Origin of the sequence: Acinetobacter sp. 22301 (genome assembly GCF_052045285.1) — a bacterium.
Classification (GTDB): domain Bacteria; phylum Pseudomonadota; class Gammaproteobacteria; order Pseudomonadales; family Moraxellaceae; genus Acinetobacter; species Acinetobacter pittii.
The window spans coordinates 703,541-719,463 of sequence record NZ_JBQEOR010000001.1; the positions used below are offsets into that span (position 1 = coordinate 703,541).

The 15,923-nt window shown below is 37.6% G+C and carries 16 protein-coding genes; 12 read left to right on the plus strand and 4 right to left on the minus strand.

The window, feature by feature from the left end:
• Positions 1-58: 58 nt before the first annotated feature.
• From ACTJJH_RS03270 to ACTJJH_RS03280, 3 genes are all read left to right on the plus strand, one after another.
• A complete protein-coding gene (locus ACTJJH_RS03270; RefSeq protein WP_017386866.1) occupies positions 59-1,432 on the plus strand; it encodes an ABC1 kinase family protein in 1,374 nt (457 codons plus the stop codon).
• A 229-nt stretch (positions 1,433-1,661) separates the two neighbouring features.
• Positions 1,662-2,945, plus strand: a complete 1,284-nt coding sequence (locus ACTJJH_RS03275; RefSeq protein WP_320124054.1) for an acyl-CoA dehydrogenase family protein — start codon at positions 1,662-1,664, stop codon at positions 2,943-2,945.
• Positions 2,946-2,968: 23 nt separating this feature from the next.
• A complete protein-coding gene (locus ACTJJH_RS03280) occupies positions 2,969-4,174 on the plus strand; it encodes an acyl-CoA dehydrogenase family protein (protein WP_064784103.1) in 1,206 nt (401 codons plus the stop codon).
• Positions 4,175-4,297: 123 nt separating this feature from the next.
• Here ACTJJH_RS03280 and ACTJJH_RS03285 read toward each other — a convergent pair whose 3' ends face one another.
• The gene (locus ACTJJH_RS03285; RefSeq protein ID WP_057070758.1) at positions 4,298-5,509 is read right to left on the minus strand and encodes an alkane 1-monooxygenase; all 1,212 of its coding nucleotides are present in this window, start codon (positions 5,507-5,509) and stop codon (positions 4,298-4,300) included.
• A gap of 189 nt (positions 5,510-5,698) precedes the next feature.
• On the opposite strand from ACTJJH_RS03285, the gene ACTJJH_RS03290 reads away from it, so the two are divergent.
• Positions 5,699-6,643: an AraC family transcriptional regulator gene (locus tag ACTJJH_RS03290; RefSeq protein WP_413775276.1), complete on the plus strand. Its 945-nt coding sequence runs from the start codon at positions 5,699-5,701 to the stop codon at positions 6,641-6,643.
• 48 nt (positions 6,644-6,691) lie between these two features.
• On the opposite strand, the gene ACTJJH_RS03295 is transcribed toward ACTJJH_RS03290, so the two are convergent.
• The 3 genes from ACTJJH_RS03295 to ACTJJH_RS03305 form a co-directional block, all read right to left on the minus strand.
• Positions 6,692-8,557, minus strand: a complete 1,866-nt coding sequence (locus ACTJJH_RS03295) for a SurA N-terminal domain-containing protein (RefSeq protein ID WP_440600731.1) — start codon at positions 8,555-8,557, stop codon at positions 6,692-6,694.
• Positions 8,558-8,688: 131 nt separating this feature from the next.
• A complete protein-coding gene (locus ACTJJH_RS03300; RefSeq protein ID WP_001043034.1) occupies positions 8,689-8,961 on the minus strand; it encodes an HU family DNA-binding protein in 273 nt (90 codons plus the stop codon).
• A 169-nt stretch (positions 8,962-9,130) separates the two neighbouring features.
• Positions 9,131-9,586, minus strand: a complete 456-nt coding sequence (locus tag ACTJJH_RS03305; protein WP_005069443.1) for a phasin family protein — start codon at positions 9,584-9,586, stop codon at positions 9,131-9,133.
• Between the two features lie 208 nt (positions 9,587-9,794).
• Between ACTJJH_RS03305 and ACTJJH_RS03310 the strand changes: the two genes are divergently transcribed.
• From ACTJJH_RS03310 to fdx, 8 genes are all read left to right on the plus strand, one after another.
• Complete coding sequence (locus ACTJJH_RS03310) at positions 9,795-10,442, plus strand: hypothetical protein (protein ID WP_069140393.1); 648 nt, start codon at positions 9,795-9,797, stop codon at positions 10,440-10,442.
• A 109-nt stretch (positions 10,443-10,551) separates the two neighbouring features.
• Positions 10,552-11,025 (plus strand): Rrf2 family transcriptional regulator, encoded by a 474-nt coding sequence (locus tag ACTJJH_RS03315; protein WP_002117915.1) that lies wholly within the window; start codon positions 10,552-10,554, stop codon positions 11,023-11,025.
• Position 11,026: 1 nt separating this feature from the next.
• On the plus strand, positions 11,027-12,244 hold the full coding sequence (locus ACTJJH_RS03320; protein WP_440600732.1) for an IscS subfamily cysteine desulfurase: 1,218 nt from the start codon (positions 11,027-11,029) through the stop codon (positions 12,242-12,244).
• A 66-nt stretch (positions 12,245-12,310) separates the two neighbouring features.
• A complete protein-coding gene (gene iscU / locus ACTJJH_RS03325) occupies positions 12,311-12,697 on the plus strand; it encodes a Fe-S cluster assembly scaffold IscU (protein WP_002117907.1) in 387 nt (128 codons plus the stop codon).
• Between the two features lie 30 nt (positions 12,698-12,727).
• Positions 12,728-13,048, plus strand: a complete 321-nt coding sequence (iscA, locus tag ACTJJH_RS03330) for an iron-sulfur cluster assembly protein IscA (RefSeq protein WP_002117986.1) — start codon at positions 12,728-12,730, stop codon at positions 13,046-13,048.
• A 90-nt stretch (positions 13,049-13,138) separates the two neighbouring features.
• Complete coding sequence (hscB, locus tag ACTJJH_RS03335) at positions 13,139-13,657, plus strand: Fe-S protein assembly co-chaperone HscB (RefSeq protein WP_440600733.1); 519 nt, start codon at positions 13,139-13,141, stop codon at positions 13,655-13,657.
• Between the two features lie 37 nt (positions 13,658-13,694).
• Complete coding sequence (gene hscA / locus ACTJJH_RS03340) at positions 13,695-15,554, plus strand: Fe-S protein assembly chaperone HscA (RefSeq protein WP_440600734.1); 1,860 nt, start codon at positions 13,695-13,697, stop codon at positions 15,552-15,554.
• A gap of 17 nt (positions 15,555-15,571) precedes the next feature.
• The gene (gene fdx / locus ACTJJH_RS03345) at positions 15,572-15,910 is read left to right on the plus strand and encodes an ISC system 2Fe-2S type ferredoxin (RefSeq protein ID WP_009387062.1); all 339 of its coding nucleotides are present in this window, start codon (positions 15,572-15,574) and stop codon (positions 15,908-15,910) included.
• Positions 15,911-15,923 lie beyond the last annotated feature (13 nt).

Below are 15,923 nucleotides of genomic sequence, written 5' to 3' on the forward strand. Positions count from 1 at the left end.
CGTTACAATTTTAGATCACCAGCGTTTGGCTGCATGATGCGCATAGGATTCTATTTTCATGTCAAATCAGAAAGATAAGCTTAAGAGTTTAAAAACTTCTTCCATGGATCGACGCTTATCAATCGCGAAAGCTTCTTTACTTGCAGGAACACGTTGGGCAACTGCAAGTGCCTCTTCTTTATTTTCTAATGAGGAAGAAAAAGAAAAGAAACGCAAAAAAGCGATGAGCGAGCAAGCTAATTATCTGGTTTCTGAAATAGGTAAACTTAAGGGTTCTATTGTTAAGATTGGCCAAATGATGGCCCTTTATGGTGAACATTTTTTACCTGAAGAAATTACACAAGCATTAAACACCTTAAATAACCAGACAGTTGCTTTAGATTGGCCTGCAATTAAGCCGCACCTTCAAGAGCAACTCGGCGCTAAATTAAATGATTTAACAATTGATCATGAGCCAATTGGTACGGCTTCTCTCGCACAAGTACACCGTGCAACGCGTAAATCAGATGGTTTAGAGTTAGTTTTAAAGATTCAATATCCGGGCGTTGCAAATGCTATTGACTCCGATATGAGCTTGTTTAAAAACATGCTTAAACTGACGCGTATGGTTCCACAAACCCGTGAATTTGATCAGTGGTTTGATGAAGTACGTGAAATGATGCATCGTGAAGTTGACTATGATGTTGAAGCTGCCACTACTCGTCGCTTTGGTGAACGCTTAAAAGATGATGAGCGCTATATTGTTCCTACAATTGTAGATGAATATTGCACAAATCAAGTGCTCTGCATGACTTTTGAACGTGGTGTGCCAATTAATAGCCCTGTGATGTTGTCATTACCTCAGGAACGTCGTAATCAACTCGGTGAAGCGTCATTAGAGATTGCGGTTCGTGAAATTTTTGAATGGGGTGAAATGCAAACTGACCCTAACTTTGGTAATTACCTTGTTCGTTTAGGTAATGGCCAAGACATTCAAGACAAAATTGTATTATTAGATTTTGGTGCTATTCGCCAGTTTGATGAACACTTGCTATCAGTTGCCCGTCAACTCATTCAGGCAGGTTATCAACATAATAAAGATGCAATGGTCAAAGCCATGACTGGTTACGAGTTCTTTGATGCGATGCCTGAAAGTATTAAACCAGGTATGGCTGATGTCTTTTTACTTGCAACAGAAGCATTCAGTACTCCTGCAAATAACCCAGATATGCCCGCTGGTCTTATGGATGAACACGAACGTTATGACTGGAAGAAAAGCCAGCTCCATAGCCGTGTTATGCAACAAGCTAGTAAATCAATGGCTTCACGTTATTTTTCGGTTCCGCCAAAAGAGTTTATGTTTATTAGCCGTAAATTCATTGGAGCCTACACATTTATGACGGTTATTGATGCAAAAACCAATGTACGACGTATGATTCGTAACTTTGCTTGATTTAATGAAAGACTAGAATGATTCTATGTCATTCTAGTCAATCCTTCTCGACTCCCCCAATATTAAAATCACTTTAAATAAATAAAATCAAAAACTTATAATTTTATTATTTTGTATTTACCATTTATCTACTCATTTTTCGAATGTCAGTAACGACATAGTTTTTTAATATAAGGCGTGTCAGCATAAAACAATAACAATGTGTTAGGACACCATAATCATGACAAGTATGATCAATAAAGCTCAGGGTTTGGGTTTATCGCTGATCACAAGATTGGCTGGAAGCGATGTACTTGATCAACTCAAGTTGCGTAAATTTGTTGAAAAATCTCTTTATCAAGGTTCAAAAGCTGGCTTTAGAGCATTAACGCAGACTCAAAAAGCATTTAAGCCCAAGCAAATCTCTCAACAACGTTTACCTCGCCAACAAAAAAATTTATTTGATTTAAGTTTAACCGAAGAACAACAAATGACTTCTGAAGCAATGTCTCAATTTGCTCAAGAGGTTTTATTGGGGTTAGCTCATGATGCCGATCAGGAAGCTCAGTTTCCTGAAAGTCTTTGGCAATATGTTGAAGATTTAGGACTTAACTACTATTCACTTCCAGAAGCACTCGGTGGAGTAGCGGCCGAACAAAATATCGTTAGTAACTTGTTAATTGCTGAAAAACTAGCTGAAGGTGATTTCAGCCTTACAGCAGGATTACTCAGTACATTTAGCGTTATTAATGCAATCACACGTTGGGGTTCTGCTGAAGTTCAGTCGATGTACCTACCATGTTTTGCAGAAGACTCAGACATTACAGCAACTTTTGCTGTTCAAGAAACAACTCCAGCATTTAACCCTTATGTTTTAAAAACAAAAGCATCACTTGAAAACGATCAGTTTTTTATTGATGGTGAAAAAACATTAGTGATTTTAGGCGATTTAGCTGATGTATTTTTAGTAAGTGCAGACTTTAACGGCAAGCCAGACGTATTCGTCGTGCAGTGTAATGAAACAATTTCAATAAAAAACACTCCGGCCATGGGTCTTAAAGCCACAGAAACAGCAACTCTTCGCTTTAATCACACTCCTGCTCTACGTTTAGGTGCAACAGATTTTGATTACACAGCCTTTGTAGATTTAGGCAACTTAATGTGGTGTGCAATGGCTGTAGGTACATGTGAAGCTGTAAAAGCTTACTGTATTAAATATGCCAATGAACGAACTGCATTCGGTGAACCTATTTCACATCGTCAAAGTGTCGCTTTTATGATTGCAGATATGGCAATTGAAATTGATGCAATGCGTATGTTGATTTTAAATGCAGCAAGCCTTGCAGAGTCAGGCAAGCCATTTCACCGCGAAGCTTACTTAGCCCATCTACTTTGTGCTGAAAAATCCATGAAAATTGGCACAGACGGTGTGCAAATTCTTGGTGGACATGGTTTCACAAAAGAACATCCCGTTGAACGTTGGTACCGCGATTTACGGGCTACTGCAATTTTACAATCTGGCTTACATGCTTAAAAGATCAATCAGAGGATACTTTAATGAATTTACAAAATCCTAAAAAATTCAAAATGATGATTGATCAGGCACATGATGTTGCGATCAATGTTTTACGCCCTATTTCTCGCAAATATGATAAAGCTGAACATGCATATCCAAAAGAACTTGATATGCTTGCCTCCCTCATTGATGGCATGAATGAAGGTGGTGAAGGAATTAATGCTGGTGCTGCGGGTGCTGGAAAGCGCGGTGATACCGACAATGAAGGTATTCGCAATGGAACCAACATGTCGACCGCTCTTGGAATTATTGAGATGTGTTATGGCGATACAGGCTTATTACTGAGTATGCCTCGTCAGGGTCTTGGAAACTCAGCAATTGCTGCTGTCGCAAATGATGAGCAATTAGAACGGTTCAAAGGAACATGGGCAGCAATGGCCATCACCGAACCGGGTTGTGGCTCCGACTCTGCCGCTATCCGTACCACAGCAACCAAAGATGGCAATGACTACATTCTAAATGGTGAAAAGATTTTTGTAACTTCAGGCGAACGAGCAGACTCTGTCGTTGTTTGGGCCACACTTGATCGCAAACTTGGCCGTGCAGCTATTAAATCATTTGTAGTACCCAAAGGTACGCCTGGCATGAAGGTCGAACGTCTCGAACATAAATTAGGAATTAAAGCATCAGACACAGCAGTCATCAGTTTTATTGACTGCCGTGTACCAGCAGAGAACCTTTTGGGTAATGCCGAAGTGGATGTTGCTAAAGGTTTCGCTGGAGTAATGGAAACTTTTGACAATACTCGGCCTTTAGTTGCAGCAATGGCAATCGGTTGTGCAAAAGCTTCACTAGAGCGTATTAAAGAGATTTTTAAAGATCAGCTTGATCCTAACTACTCGACTCCCTACCTACATGCTTCTAACCTTGCAGCTCAAATCTACCATATGGAGGCTGAATGGGAAGCTGCTCGTCTGCTCATGTTAAAAGCAACATGGATGGCTGATAACAAAAAGCCAAACTCTAAAGAAGCATCTATTGCAAAAGCAAAAGCAGGTCGTGTTGGTAACGAGATCACTTTAAAATGTGTCGAGTTAGCAGCAAGTGTTGGCTATAACGAAGATGAACTACTTGAGAAATGGGCACGTGATTCAAAAATTCTTGATATTTTTGAAGGTACTCAGCAAATTCAACAATTAATTATTGCACGTCGTGAGCTTGGTAAATCTTCTAGTGAATTAAAATAAAAAAGATGCAAGAGAATCTAAACTCTCTTGGTTCATAACGCTAAGATTTATCTAAAAAATAAAACCCTCTAATCAAATGATTAGAGGGTTTCGTATTTCAGGAATATATTATTTATTCAATTTTTATGCTTCTAAGGATTTATCTACTGCACCAAATTTTTTGAAGATTTTTGCACGTCGTTTTGGTGAAATATTCGCTTTGTTCAAATCACCTTTATAGTGATCAAAAACTCGCTTATCCATTATTTTGAACCACAACGAAGGAATTAACGCAGGTAATAACATACTTGCATAACCACTTGGTAATTCTGGCGCCTCATCAAAATGACGTAATGCTTGGAAAGGACGAGTCGGATAAGCATGATGATCTGAGTGACGCTGCAACTGGTACAGAAATAAGTTTGTTACTACATTATTGTTGTTCCAGCTATGCTCTGGCATTGTGCGCTCATATTGACCATTTTCTTTTTTCTGACGTAGTAAACCATAATGTTCAATATAGTTAATAATTTCAAAAAGACTAATGCCGTAAAATGCTTGTGTCGCTAAATATGGAATTGTGCTTTTACCAAAAATTCCCACCATAGAAGCATGGAAAGCAGCGCTCATTCCCCAGCCCTGTAATAATTCATTATCTGCTGACCAGAACTCTTTTCCTTTACGTTTTAAACGATTTTTCTCGATTTCAATTGCAGATTTAAAAGAACCTACAACTGTACGTGGCCAGAACTCATAAAATGTTTCACCCATCCGTGAAGAAGCCGGATCTTCAGGAGTTGCTGCACGTTTATGGTGTCCATAAGGATGTTCGATACGGAAATGGTTATAACCTGTAGGAACCAAAGCAAGATGAGATAAAATATGATCAATACGATCATGCTTATGACTTAATTCATGGGCTGTATTAATTGCAATACCATTAATTGCACCCATTGAAATACCAAGCAAAATTTTATCAATAAATGAAGTAGTTTTACGGCTTGTTAAATAACATGCGTAAACGTTTGCTGCATATTGTAATGGGATAAAGCTCTTCACTAAACGTGAGTAATACGGATCTTTTTCAAGAAGCTTAATTTCTTCATCGGTTGGATTACGTGCATCTTTACCAATAATCGTATCAATTGCAGGAATCACAACATGTAATAATAGTGGACCACCTAAAGCGAAAACTTTTTTTAATGGGCGTGGGCCAAAATGGTAACCAGCTAAAATACCTAAACCAATTACAGGTAGAGCTGGACTAATCATCCATAAATAGCGCTTACGATCTATCTCACGCATAGACGCTGGCACTGGCATAAGTTCTTGCTGAACATTTACTGGTGCATTCATAGTCATATTTCCTTTTTCTATATATCTATATAGTTAAAGAAATAGTACTTACTTAACAGTAGTAACCGTCCAAAAAACCTATTTCAAAGTCTTTGGCATTTTCTTCCACTTTTTTGTCCTAAAAACACATGTTGATCTATTCTTATAGCTCACTATAATTTTATTAAAATAATGATTGATCATTTAAAGATGGATGCACTAAGTAAATTTTTTGATGATATTCACCTTAATAAGTCTGAATACATCTATTTAAAAGCACAAGGAGAATGGGCTTTTAAAACACAAGATCAATCTGCTTTACTTGCTTATATTGTTTTAACTGGTTCAGTATATATTCAACTTAATGCGTCAGAAAAAATAATTGCGACAGCTGGTGATATTATTTTAATTCCTTCTGGAAAAGCACATAATGCCACTGACTCAAAATCAACAGCAAGTAAATTAGTAGATTCATTAGATATTACTTCGCTTTTTAACGGTCATAGACAAGACGCGATTGAATTTGGCACCTCCTCTCAAGATACAACCTTATTGCTCTGTTTGCGCTGTCAAATTGATACTCATATGGCAGGCCCTTTGATTAATGCATTGCCTTCAATCATGCATATTCAACACGAAAATCAAACTAACCCACCAGAATGGCTACAAATTGGGCTTTATTTTTTAGCAATTGAAACTCAAAAAATCAGGCCGGGACATGACAAAATTATTGATCATTTGGTCAGTATTCTTCTCATTGAGTGCATCCGTGATCACGTTCAACAAATGACAGATCAACAAAACTGGCTAAGTGCGTTAACCCATCCTGAATTAAGTAATGCCCTATCTGCTATTCACAGCCAACCAGAAGTCGCTTGGACAGTTGAGTCTTTAGCAGAACAATGTTGTATGTCACGTTCTAAATTTGCAAATTTGTTTAGTAGTATTATTGGTGAGCCACCTCTAACTTATTTACAGCATTACCGTTTCCGTTTAGCCAGTCAGTATTTACGCACAAGTAACTTATCAATTCAGCAAATATCAAATAAGGTTGGCTATTCATCCGAAACAGCATTTAGTCAGGCATTTAAACGAATTTTTGATTTATCTCCTAAACAATATAGACAGCAATATATTGGGCACAGCTTAGATTAACTGCCAATAAAAAAAGCGCCGAAGCGCTTTTTTTATTTGATCAAATTATTATTTAATTTTTGCATGTGATTTTAAATATTGGCTGTAATCTTCCAATATTTGTTGACCACGAGATTGACGATAAAGTTGTTTTAGCTGTTGTAATTGATCAGCAGGAATAGCATTAGCGGCTGATGAATTTACATTTGAAACTGCAACGACTACCAGCTCATTTGGCAAGTTTGCTGTTGTAACAGACCACATACCCGGTTTTGGTGTAGCTAAACTAAATGCTGCACGTTCAATTTCACGCTTTAAACCCTGTGAACGACTAAACACACCAGCTGACTCAAATGCGACTTTGTTTTTAGCAACCACTTGGTCTGCAGGTTGAGTTTTAAACTCAGTCAACATGGTAGCAATTTTTGCTTGGGCTGCTTTACGCGCTTTTGCATCGATAACTTTGGCTTTTGCTTCATTCATCGCTTGCGCTAATGGTTTTACACCAGCTGCGTGGTAATCACGCACTTTAACCCATACCGTATCACCATTTGCTAATTGAATATTAGATGATGCATTACGGTCACCATTTTTCACATCATCATTAAATAGCTTAATTTTGACACTTGGATCACTTAAATATGGGTTTTGAGTTGCTAAAGTTACACCATTCAATGATTCAACTTTTGCACCTTTTACTTCTTGTACAACAGCTTCTAAAGAATCATTACCAACAATTGTTTCATTCAAACTGTTTACGGCATCTGAATAAACAGTAGCAACTTTATTCTTTTCAACCTCAGCCGTTAGACGCGCTTTCTCAGCTTCAAATGAAGGGATTTGGTTAGCTTGAGTTTCTGCTTCAATAATATGATAACCATATTGTGTTTTTACTGGTTGCGAAACTTGTCCATTTTTCAAACTTAAAACAGTTTTATCAAATGCATCCGAGAAAACACCTGGAGCATATGCTTCAACTAAACCACCTTTTGCTTTTGAACTAGGATCTTCAGAGAACTGCGATGCAGCTTGTGCAAATGAAAGGCCGCCCTGAATTTTAGCATAAACTTCTTTTGCAAGTTTTTGACCAGCTGCGTCATCACGAGCATCAGTAGTAATTAAAATATGCTTTACAGTTCGTTTAGCATCTTTTTTCTGAGTTTCAACAAACTTTGCATAAGCTTGCTGAAGTTCAGCTTCAGTTGCAGGAGCTGGTTTAGCCATCATTGATGGAGATAAGACAACATAATCAACATCAACCGAAGCCTGTTGCTTAAATTCATTTTGATGCTTGTTATAGTAATCTGTAGCTTCTTGATTAGATGCCGTTAAACCTGTTTTGTAAGCATCTAATTTAATACTAGCTAAATGTAACGTACGTTGTTCAGTTTGCAAATTCGCAATTTGCATTAGATCAACTTTGCTTACTAAAGAGTAATCAGCAAATGTTGACGTTAACATTTTCAAAGCATGATCTTGACGTAGGCTTGCTATTAAACCCTGACTCGTCATGCCAATAGAACGTAAGTAATTTTCATAGAGTTTTTGTGAGAATTGACCATTCTCTTGCAAACTAGGCTGCTGAGCTAACATTTGCTCAATTTGAGCATCACTCAAAGAGATACCTAATTTTTCTGCTTGCTGTATTAATAGATTACGTGACACCAAAATATCGAGTGCCTTAGCCTGAATGACAGGCAAATTAAGTAAACTTTCATCCCCTTTAACAGCAGCTAAATATTGTTCTTTGTAAGACTGAGTTAAAGTTTCAAGGTCTTTTTTAGATATTTCTTGGCCATTTACTGTCTTAGCAACATCAGCCTTGTTTCCCCTATTAAAATATCCTTCAATACCTACAAGTGCTAAAGGGGTCAAAAACAAAATTAGAAGGACTTTGCCGAGCCAACCCTTAATGACTGTACGAAACGATTCCATAAGTATTCCAATATTTTATTTCGAGGAGAATTTTAACTGAAAAACCACAATCAATGAATGAGCAATATTGGTCAATTCAGATATTTAATAAAAAACGCGCCTATATTGGCGCGTTTATTCATCTTAAAAGATTAAGCTACTGAATCTTTAAGACCTTTACCAGCTTTAAAGCTAGGTACTTTTGTTGCTTTAATTTGAAGCTCTTCACCAGTTTTAGGGTTACGACCAGTGCGTGCAGCACGTTCTTTAACACTGAAAGTACCAAAACCAACTAAAGTTACTGTGTCACCTTTTTTAAGTGCTTCAGTAATTGACGCAATTGTCGCATCGAGTGCCTTGCCTGCATCAGTCTTAGATACTCCCCCTTTTTCAGCAATTGCATCGATTAATTCTGATTTATTCATGAATAAAACATCCTCTTAATATCGTTTGTTTAAGGTCCAAGGCTATAGTTTAAAAGGCCATGACGCCTTTATAGCAATGCTTTAGGGGAAAACGCAATACTAGAGCAGGGCTTTTAGCAAAAATAAATGCTAAAAAACTGTTATATATTTGCTAAATCCCAACATTTTTTTACTTTTTATTCAATTTTGCTTTCAACTGTTGATTTTCTTCTATTAAAGCATCCACCTTAATATGCAGTTGTACGAGCAGCTGTTCGATGTGTTGCAAATCCTTTGGTGTCACCAATCCAATACGGTTTAAAGAGTGATTAACACTCGTATCAAGAATCTTTTCTACTCTGTCTTTTGTTTCAGATACAGATTCTTTTGCTTTTTCTGTGACTTTGCCAACAGTATTGTCTGCCAAGTCTCCAGTTTTTGATTCTAGCTCCTCACCCACTTTAACCAAAGAATCAAAGAGCTTATTTCCCTCTTCTTCCGCACGTGAAAAAGCACCAAGTCCTGCTAGCCAAATTTGCTTAGTATACTTCCTAAAATCTAAAGCTGATTTTCTTGAACTTTTTGATTTTAATTTATTTTTTTCTTCCGACTCTTCTATCTGGGTATCTGTATTTGCATTATCCATTAATCTAAACTCCTAATCAGATGAGAGAAATGATGACTGATTTGACCACAAAATATTTCTATAATAACAAAGTAAAGACTTGATCCATTTACAAAACTGTTCTACAAAGCAAATAAGTCATGTAAATATATTTAACACGACATTGTGTTAAGTTTGGGATAGGATGTCCCATTCTTCGGTTAATTGCTATTTCTAAGGATAAACTTTTATGAGTGAAACGCAACAAAGACAAAAACATCCGCGTCTGTTGCTGAATATTGTTCTAATTATTTTAGAAACTTTTTTTTCATTTATTCTCACCCACGATGGTGCCCTTCGCTTGCAAGCGAAAAAGTTTATTTTGAACAAAACAACGATTCGTATTAATAGCTATTTACCTTTCTTTGACTTCTATGTTCAATTTACAGAAAAAGGTTTGTTATTCGATATTCATTCTTTTGATAGACATATTGATCTTGAGATCAATAGTACGCTTATCGATTTAATTAAAATTTTTGGTTTTTCTAACCAACGCAGTCTTAAAAATATGCGTATTGATGGTGATGAGGAAACGAAAAAGGAACTTCTAGATTTAATTTCTCATTTAACTCTTCCAAAATTGCTAGTTGACTGGAAACAGTGGTTTAACACTTCAGATGATGAAGCTGAAACCCTTGCTTCACGTAAACGGATCGCTCCATTACTTGAGAAAATTGATCAACAAAGATCAGAGATCAACTCCCTTCACGTGGAAATTAAACAATATCAAAATCGAATTACTCGCTTACAACGACGTCAACGAAATATTAACTTCTCCTTTGGTATAATTAGCCTAATATTTATTGTTTATTTCATATATAATTTGTGGGTTGCCTAATTTATTTTTCTATTTTGTTCCTACACTTGAATTAAAAATAAAAAAACTTGACTATTTTAGTCGGGATTCATAAAATCCTATTATCTAGTCTTAACATGTGTATCGAATCATGCGCCTTACAACTCGCGGTCGCTACGCAGTGACTGCTCTACTTGATTTAGCTTTGCAGCCAACTGAACAAACGATCACGCTCGCCGAAATTGCCGCACGCCAATCCATTTCAGTTGCTTATTTAGAACAGTTATTCGCAAAACTTAAGCGTCATGGGTTAGTTTCTAGTGTTCGTGGTGCAAATGGTGGTTACCATTTGGCTCGAAATGCTGATGAAATTACTGTGTTAGAAATTATTGAAGCTGTAAATGAAACGGTTGATGCAACACGTTGTGACCATAAAGGTAACTGCCAAAATGGTGCAATGTGTCTCACTCATGATTTATGGCAAGAACTCTCTCATCATATTGCCGACTATTTAGCAAAAATCTCTCTTGCCGACCTCATTAGCCGAGACAACGTTCAAACTGTTGCATTACGCCAAAATGTGACTGGCACAGATTCAGCTCTTTTATCGGGTACAGGTATTTGATATGAAACGTCCAATTTATCTTGATTACGCAGCAACCACTCCAGTAGATCCGCAAGTTGCAGAACGTATGATGGAGTGTTTAACTTTCGACGGTACCTTTGGTAATGCTGCGTCTCGTTCGCACGCTTATGGCTGGCAGGCAGAAGAAAAAGTTGAATATGCACGTGAGCAAGTAGCAAATTTAATTAAAGCTGATCCACGTGAAATTGTTTGGACTTCTGGTGCAACTGAATCAGATAACCTTGCCCTTAAAGGTGTAGCTCAATTCTATTCATCTAAAGGCAAACATATCATTACAAGTAAAATTGAACACAAAGCTGTTCTAGATCCTTGTCGTGAATTAGAAGAACAAGGTTTTGAAATTACTTATTTAGAGCCAGAACCACAAACAGGTTTAATCACTCCTGAAATGGTTAAGGCTGCCCTTCGCCCAGATACTATTCTTGTTTCTCTTATGATGGTAAACAATGAAATCGGTACAGTTACAGATGTAGCGGCGATTGGTGAATTAACACGTGCCAACAAAACATTTTTCCACGTAGATGCAGCGCAAGCAGCTGGTAAAGTTGATATCGACTTATCTACGATGAAAATTGACCTTATGAGTTTCTCTGCTCATAAAATTTATGGTCCAAAAGGTATCGGTGCATTATATGTACGTCGTAGCCCGCGTGTTCGTCTAAAAGCACAAATTCATGGTGGTGGTCATGAGCGTGGTATGCGTTCTGGTACTTTGGCTACTCACCAAATCGTTGGTATGGGTGAAGCTTTTGAAATTGCAGGCAAAACAATGCATGCAGAACAAGAGCGTCTCCGTAAACTTCGTGACAAACTTTGGCACGGTTTACAAGACCTTGAACAAGTGTTCTTAAATGGTCACCCAACTCAAAACGTTGCAAACTATTTAAATGTTAGCTTCAACTTTGTTGAAGGTGAATCTTTAATGATGTCGCTTAAAGATGCTGCAGTATCAAGTGGTTCTGCTTGTACTTCTGCAACTTTAGAGCCTTCATATGTTCTTCGCGCATTAGGTTTATCTGATGAGCTAGCACACAGCTCAATCCGCTTTAGTTTTGGTAAATACACAACTGAAGAAGACATTGACCACGTGCTTACAATTACCAAAGCCGCTGTTGAGAAATTACGTGAACTTTCTCCGCTTTGGGATATGTACAAAGAAGGTATCGATCTTTCTACAGTTGAATGGGCAGAACACTAATTATTGAAATTAGTGTTTTAACCCTCATATTAATATTAGGCTGACCCCGAGGTTTGGAGAAGCGAAATGGCTTATAGCGAAAAGGTAATTGATCATTACGAAAACCCACGTAATGTTGGTGTTTTAGATAAAAACTCTGAAAATGTTGGTACAGGCATGGTGGGTGCACCTGCATGTGGCGACGTGATGCGTTTGCAAATTCAGGTAAATGATAGTGGTGTGATTGAAGAAGCACGCTTCAAAACTTATGGCTGTGGTTCTGCAATTGCATCAAGCTCACTTGTAACTGAATGGTTAAAAGGTAAGACTCTTGATGAAGCTCAAGCGATCAAAAATATTGATATCGCAACTGAGCTTGCTCTTCCTCCAGTAAAAGTTCACTGCTCTGTACTAGCTGAAGATGCAATTAAAGCTGCGATTGATGATTACCGCAGTAAAAAATCTAAAGCTTAATTTGTTACCATTGTAAACGTTGGAGTTTTCATGATTCATTTAACTGAAAATGCTGCGACTCATATTAGCAATTACCTTAAAAATCGAGGTAAGGGTGAAGGCATTCGCGTGGGTGTGAAAACTTCTGGTTGTTCTGGGTTGGCTTATGTTCTCGAATTTGTTGATTCTGTCGATGAACATGACCAAGTTTTCGAACAATTTGGCGTTAAGGTTTTTGTAGATCCAAAAAGTCTTGTCTATTTAGAAGGCTTAGAAATGGACTACGTAAAGAATGGCCTTAACGAAGGGTTCGAATTTAACAATCCCAATAAAAAAGGTGAATGTGGTTGCGGTGAGTCTTTCACTGTATAACTCCCTCTTCCCCTTCCATCCTTTTCATTAAAACAGTGACTTTTTATAGCACTGTTTTAATGTATTTAATTAACGTGGACCTCCTTTCTAATGAATCATTTTGAGTTGTTCAATTTACCCGTAGAACTCGATATCGATTTGGTGAGCTTAAAATCTAGTTTCTTAAGTTTGCAACAGCAATATCACCCAGATAAAGCAGAAGATAAAGATCAGGCATTGATCAAATCAAGTGAAATTAATCAAGCTTTTAAAGTACTTTCGCAAGTAGATAGCCGCGCTGCTTATCTATTAGCATTAAAAAAGCAAGATCATCACCTTGATCAATCCATTAGTGATTTTGAGTTCCTACAATCAGCTCTAGAACTTCGTGAGCAACTTGATGAAGCAACTTCACAAGAGCATTTAAGTACTCTTAAGCAAGAAGTTTTTCAGTGGATTGATGGCTTAGTTCGCGAATTTAAAATTGACTACTCAGATGAAGATTGGGGCGAAGCTCGAGATACTGTACGTAAATTACGTTTCTTTCAGCGCGTTCTTAACGATATTGAAAAAGCAGAAGATCAACTGTTGGATGATGAAGACAACTTTGATTTAGACGATGATTTTTAATTTGCTTTTTCCAATTTATATTCAAAGGATTTAACTCATGGCACTTTTGCAAATTGCTGAACCGGGTCAATCCAGTGCCCCACATGAACACCGCATTGCGATTGGTATCGACCTAGGAACAACACATTCTTTAGTTGCGACAGTGTTATCAGGCAAACCAAAAGTCCTTAACGACGAAAAAGAAAGACGACTTCTTCCTTCTATTGTGCATTATGGAAATGATGTCACTCATTATGGTGAAGAAGCAAAACCTTTCATTATTTCTGATCCAAAAAATACAATTGTTTCTGTAAAGCGTTTCATGGGACGCTCAAAAGCAGATATCAAATTTCAACACCCATATGAATTAGTGGGTTCTGAAAATGAGATGCCAGCTTTCGAAACACGTTCTGGTCGTAAAACGCCTGTTGAAATTTCAGCTGAAATTTTAAAACAACTAAAAGAGCGTGCTGAATCTAGCTTACAAAACCCAGTAAATGGAGCCGTAATTACTGTTCCAGCTTATTTTGATGAAGCACAACGCCAAGCAACACGCGATGCTGCACAGCTGGCTGGTTTGAATGTATTACGTCTACTAAATGAGCCAACTGCTGCTGCTGTGGCTTATGGTTTAGATCAAGAAACGAATTTAGCTACAGATCATAACTATGTGATTTATGACCTAGGTGGTGGTACTTTCGACGTATCAATCCTACGTTTTTCACAAGGTGTCTTTGAAGTATTAGCTACAGGTGGTCATACTGCTTTAGGCGGTGATGATTTAGATCGTCTCATTGTTAAGTGGGCTAAAAAACAATTAAATATTGATACGCTAAGTGATGAAAACTATGCAGTATTTATTGTTGCTGCTCGCCAAGCAAAAGAACAACTCTCTACACAAGAATCCGTTCAGTTAAAACTACTTGAAAATGTACTAACACTTGATCGCTCAACCTTTGAGAGCATTATTCAAGTTGCTTTAGACAAAACAATCAGTGTTTGCAAACGCGTTTTACGTGATGCAAAACTTGAATTATCAGATATTCAAAATGTTGTTTTAGTAGGTGGCTCTACCCGTTCGTATGCTGTTCAGCAAGCAGTTCGCAATGTGTTTAATCAAGAACCACTTTGCACGATTAATCCTGATGAAGTAGTCGCGATTGGTGCTTCTATTACAGCCAATCAATTAATTGGAAACAGCCAAGACGGCTCACTACTTTTAGATGTTACTCCTCTTTCTCTTGGCTTAGAAACCATGGGTGGATTAGTAGAGCGTCTTATTTCTCGTAATACAGCTATTCCGGTTGCTCGCCGCCAAGAGTTTACTACTTATCAAGATGGCCAAACTGCCATGCTGATTCATGTAGTTCAAGGTGAAAGAGATTTAGTCGAACACTGTCGATCGTTAGGAAGATTCGTTCTTCATGGCATTCCTCCAATGACTGCTGGTCAAGCACGTATTGAAGTTACCTTTCAGGTAGATGCAGACGGCTTACTTACTGTTTCAGCTCGTGAAACAACTTCAGGTGTACAAGCTCAAATTGATATTAAACCATCTTATGGTTTATCAGAGTCTGACACTGAACGCTTATTAATTGAAGGTTTCCAACACGCAGAAGAAGATAAAAATCTGCGTCATTTAAAAGAAACCAAAGTTGAAGCTCAACGTGAACTTGAAGCATTAGAACAAGCACTGAAAGTTGATGCTGATTTACTCAATGATGAGCAACTCGAAGCACTTAAAGCCGCTGAAAATATGCTTAAAGTACAACTTGAAGGCAATGATATTCAAGCGATTGAAAAAGCTGTAGAACAACTTAAAGTACATAGTGATGCTTTTGCTGCACTACGTATGAATCGACATATTGACCACGCCTTAAAAGGTACAAAACTTGAAGATTGGTCAAATTCAAACTAAAGGTATAGGTGATCAATATGCCCCGCATTAAAGTACTTCCTCACGCTCAATTTTGTCCTGAAGGTGCAGAATTTGAAGTTGAACAGAATGCAAATCTTTGCCAAAGTTTGCTTGATCGAGGAATTAAAATCGAACACGCATGTGACATGTCATGTGCTTGCACTACCTGTCACGTAGTAGTTCGTAAAGGTTTTGATAGCCTAGAAGAAATGGATGATGTTGAAGCAGATCTTTTAGATCGCGCTTGGGGTCTTGAACCAGATTCTCGCCTCTCATGCCAAGTAAAAATTGTGGATGAAGATTTAGAAATCGAGATTCCTAAATATACAATTAACCATGCTTCAGAAAATCATTAATCGTGTTAATAAA

What these genes read in the sequence shown, in the direction of transcription:
- ACTJJH_RS03270 (WP_017386866.1), top strand. Translation starts at nt 59, where the DNA reads ATGTCAAATCAGAAAGATAAGCTTAAGAGTTTAAAAACTTCTTCCATG.
- ACTJJH_RS03275 (WP_320124054.1), top strand. Translation starts at nt 1,662, where the DNA reads ATGATCAATAAAGCTCAGGGTTTGGGTTTATCGCTGATCACAAGATTG.
- ACTJJH_RS03280 (WP_064784103.1), top strand. Translation starts at nt 2,969, where the DNA reads ATGAATTTACAAAATCCTAAAAAATTCAAAATGATGATTGATCAGGCA.
- ACTJJH_RS03285 (WP_057070758.1), bottom strand. Translation starts at nt 5,509, where the DNA reads ATGAATGCACCAGTAAATGTTCAGCAAGAACTTATGCCAGTGCCAGCG.
- ACTJJH_RS03290 (WP_413775276.1), top strand. Translation starts at nt 5,699, where the DNA reads ATGGATGCACTAAGTAAATTTTTTGATGATATTCACCTTAATAAGTCT.
- ACTJJH_RS03295 (WP_440600731.1), bottom strand. Translation starts at nt 8,557, where the DNA reads ATGGAATCGTTTCGTACAGTCATTAAGGGTTGGCTCGGCAAAGTCCTT.
- ACTJJH_RS03300 (WP_001043034.1), bottom strand. Translation starts at nt 8,961, where the DNA reads ATGAATAAATCAGAATTAATCGATGCAATTGCTGAAAAAGGGGGAGTA.
- ACTJJH_RS03305 (WP_005069443.1), bottom strand. Translation starts at nt 9,586, where the DNA reads ATGGATAATGCAAATACAGATACCCAGATAGAAGAGTCGGAAGAAAAA.
- ACTJJH_RS03310 (WP_069140393.1), top strand. Translation starts at nt 9,795, where the DNA reads ATGAGTGAAACGCAACAAAGACAAAAACATCCGCGTCTGTTGCTGAAT.
- ACTJJH_RS03315 (WP_002117915.1), top strand. Translation starts at nt 10,552, where the DNA reads ATGCGCCTTACAACTCGCGGTCGCTACGCAGTGACTGCTCTACTTGAT.
- ACTJJH_RS03320 (WP_440600732.1), top strand. Translation starts at nt 11,027, where the DNA reads ATGAAACGTCCAATTTATCTTGATTACGCAGCAACCACTCCAGTAGAT.
- iscU (WP_002117907.1), top strand. Translation starts at nt 12,311, where the DNA reads ATGGCTTATAGCGAAAAGGTAATTGATCATTACGAAAACCCACGTAAT.
- iscA (WP_002117986.1), top strand. Translation starts at nt 12,728, where the DNA reads ATGATTCATTTAACTGAAAATGCTGCGACTCATATTAGCAATTACCTT.
- hscB (WP_440600733.1), top strand. Translation starts at nt 13,139, where the DNA reads ATGAATCATTTTGAGTTGTTCAATTTACCCGTAGAACTCGATATCGAT.
- hscA (WP_440600734.1), top strand. Translation starts at nt 13,695, where the DNA reads ATGGCACTTTTGCAAATTGCTGAACCGGGTCAATCCAGTGCCCCACAT.
- fdx (WP_009387062.1), top strand. Translation starts at nt 15,572, where the DNA reads ATGCCCCGCATTAAAGTACTTCCTCACGCTCAATTTTGTCCTGAAGGT.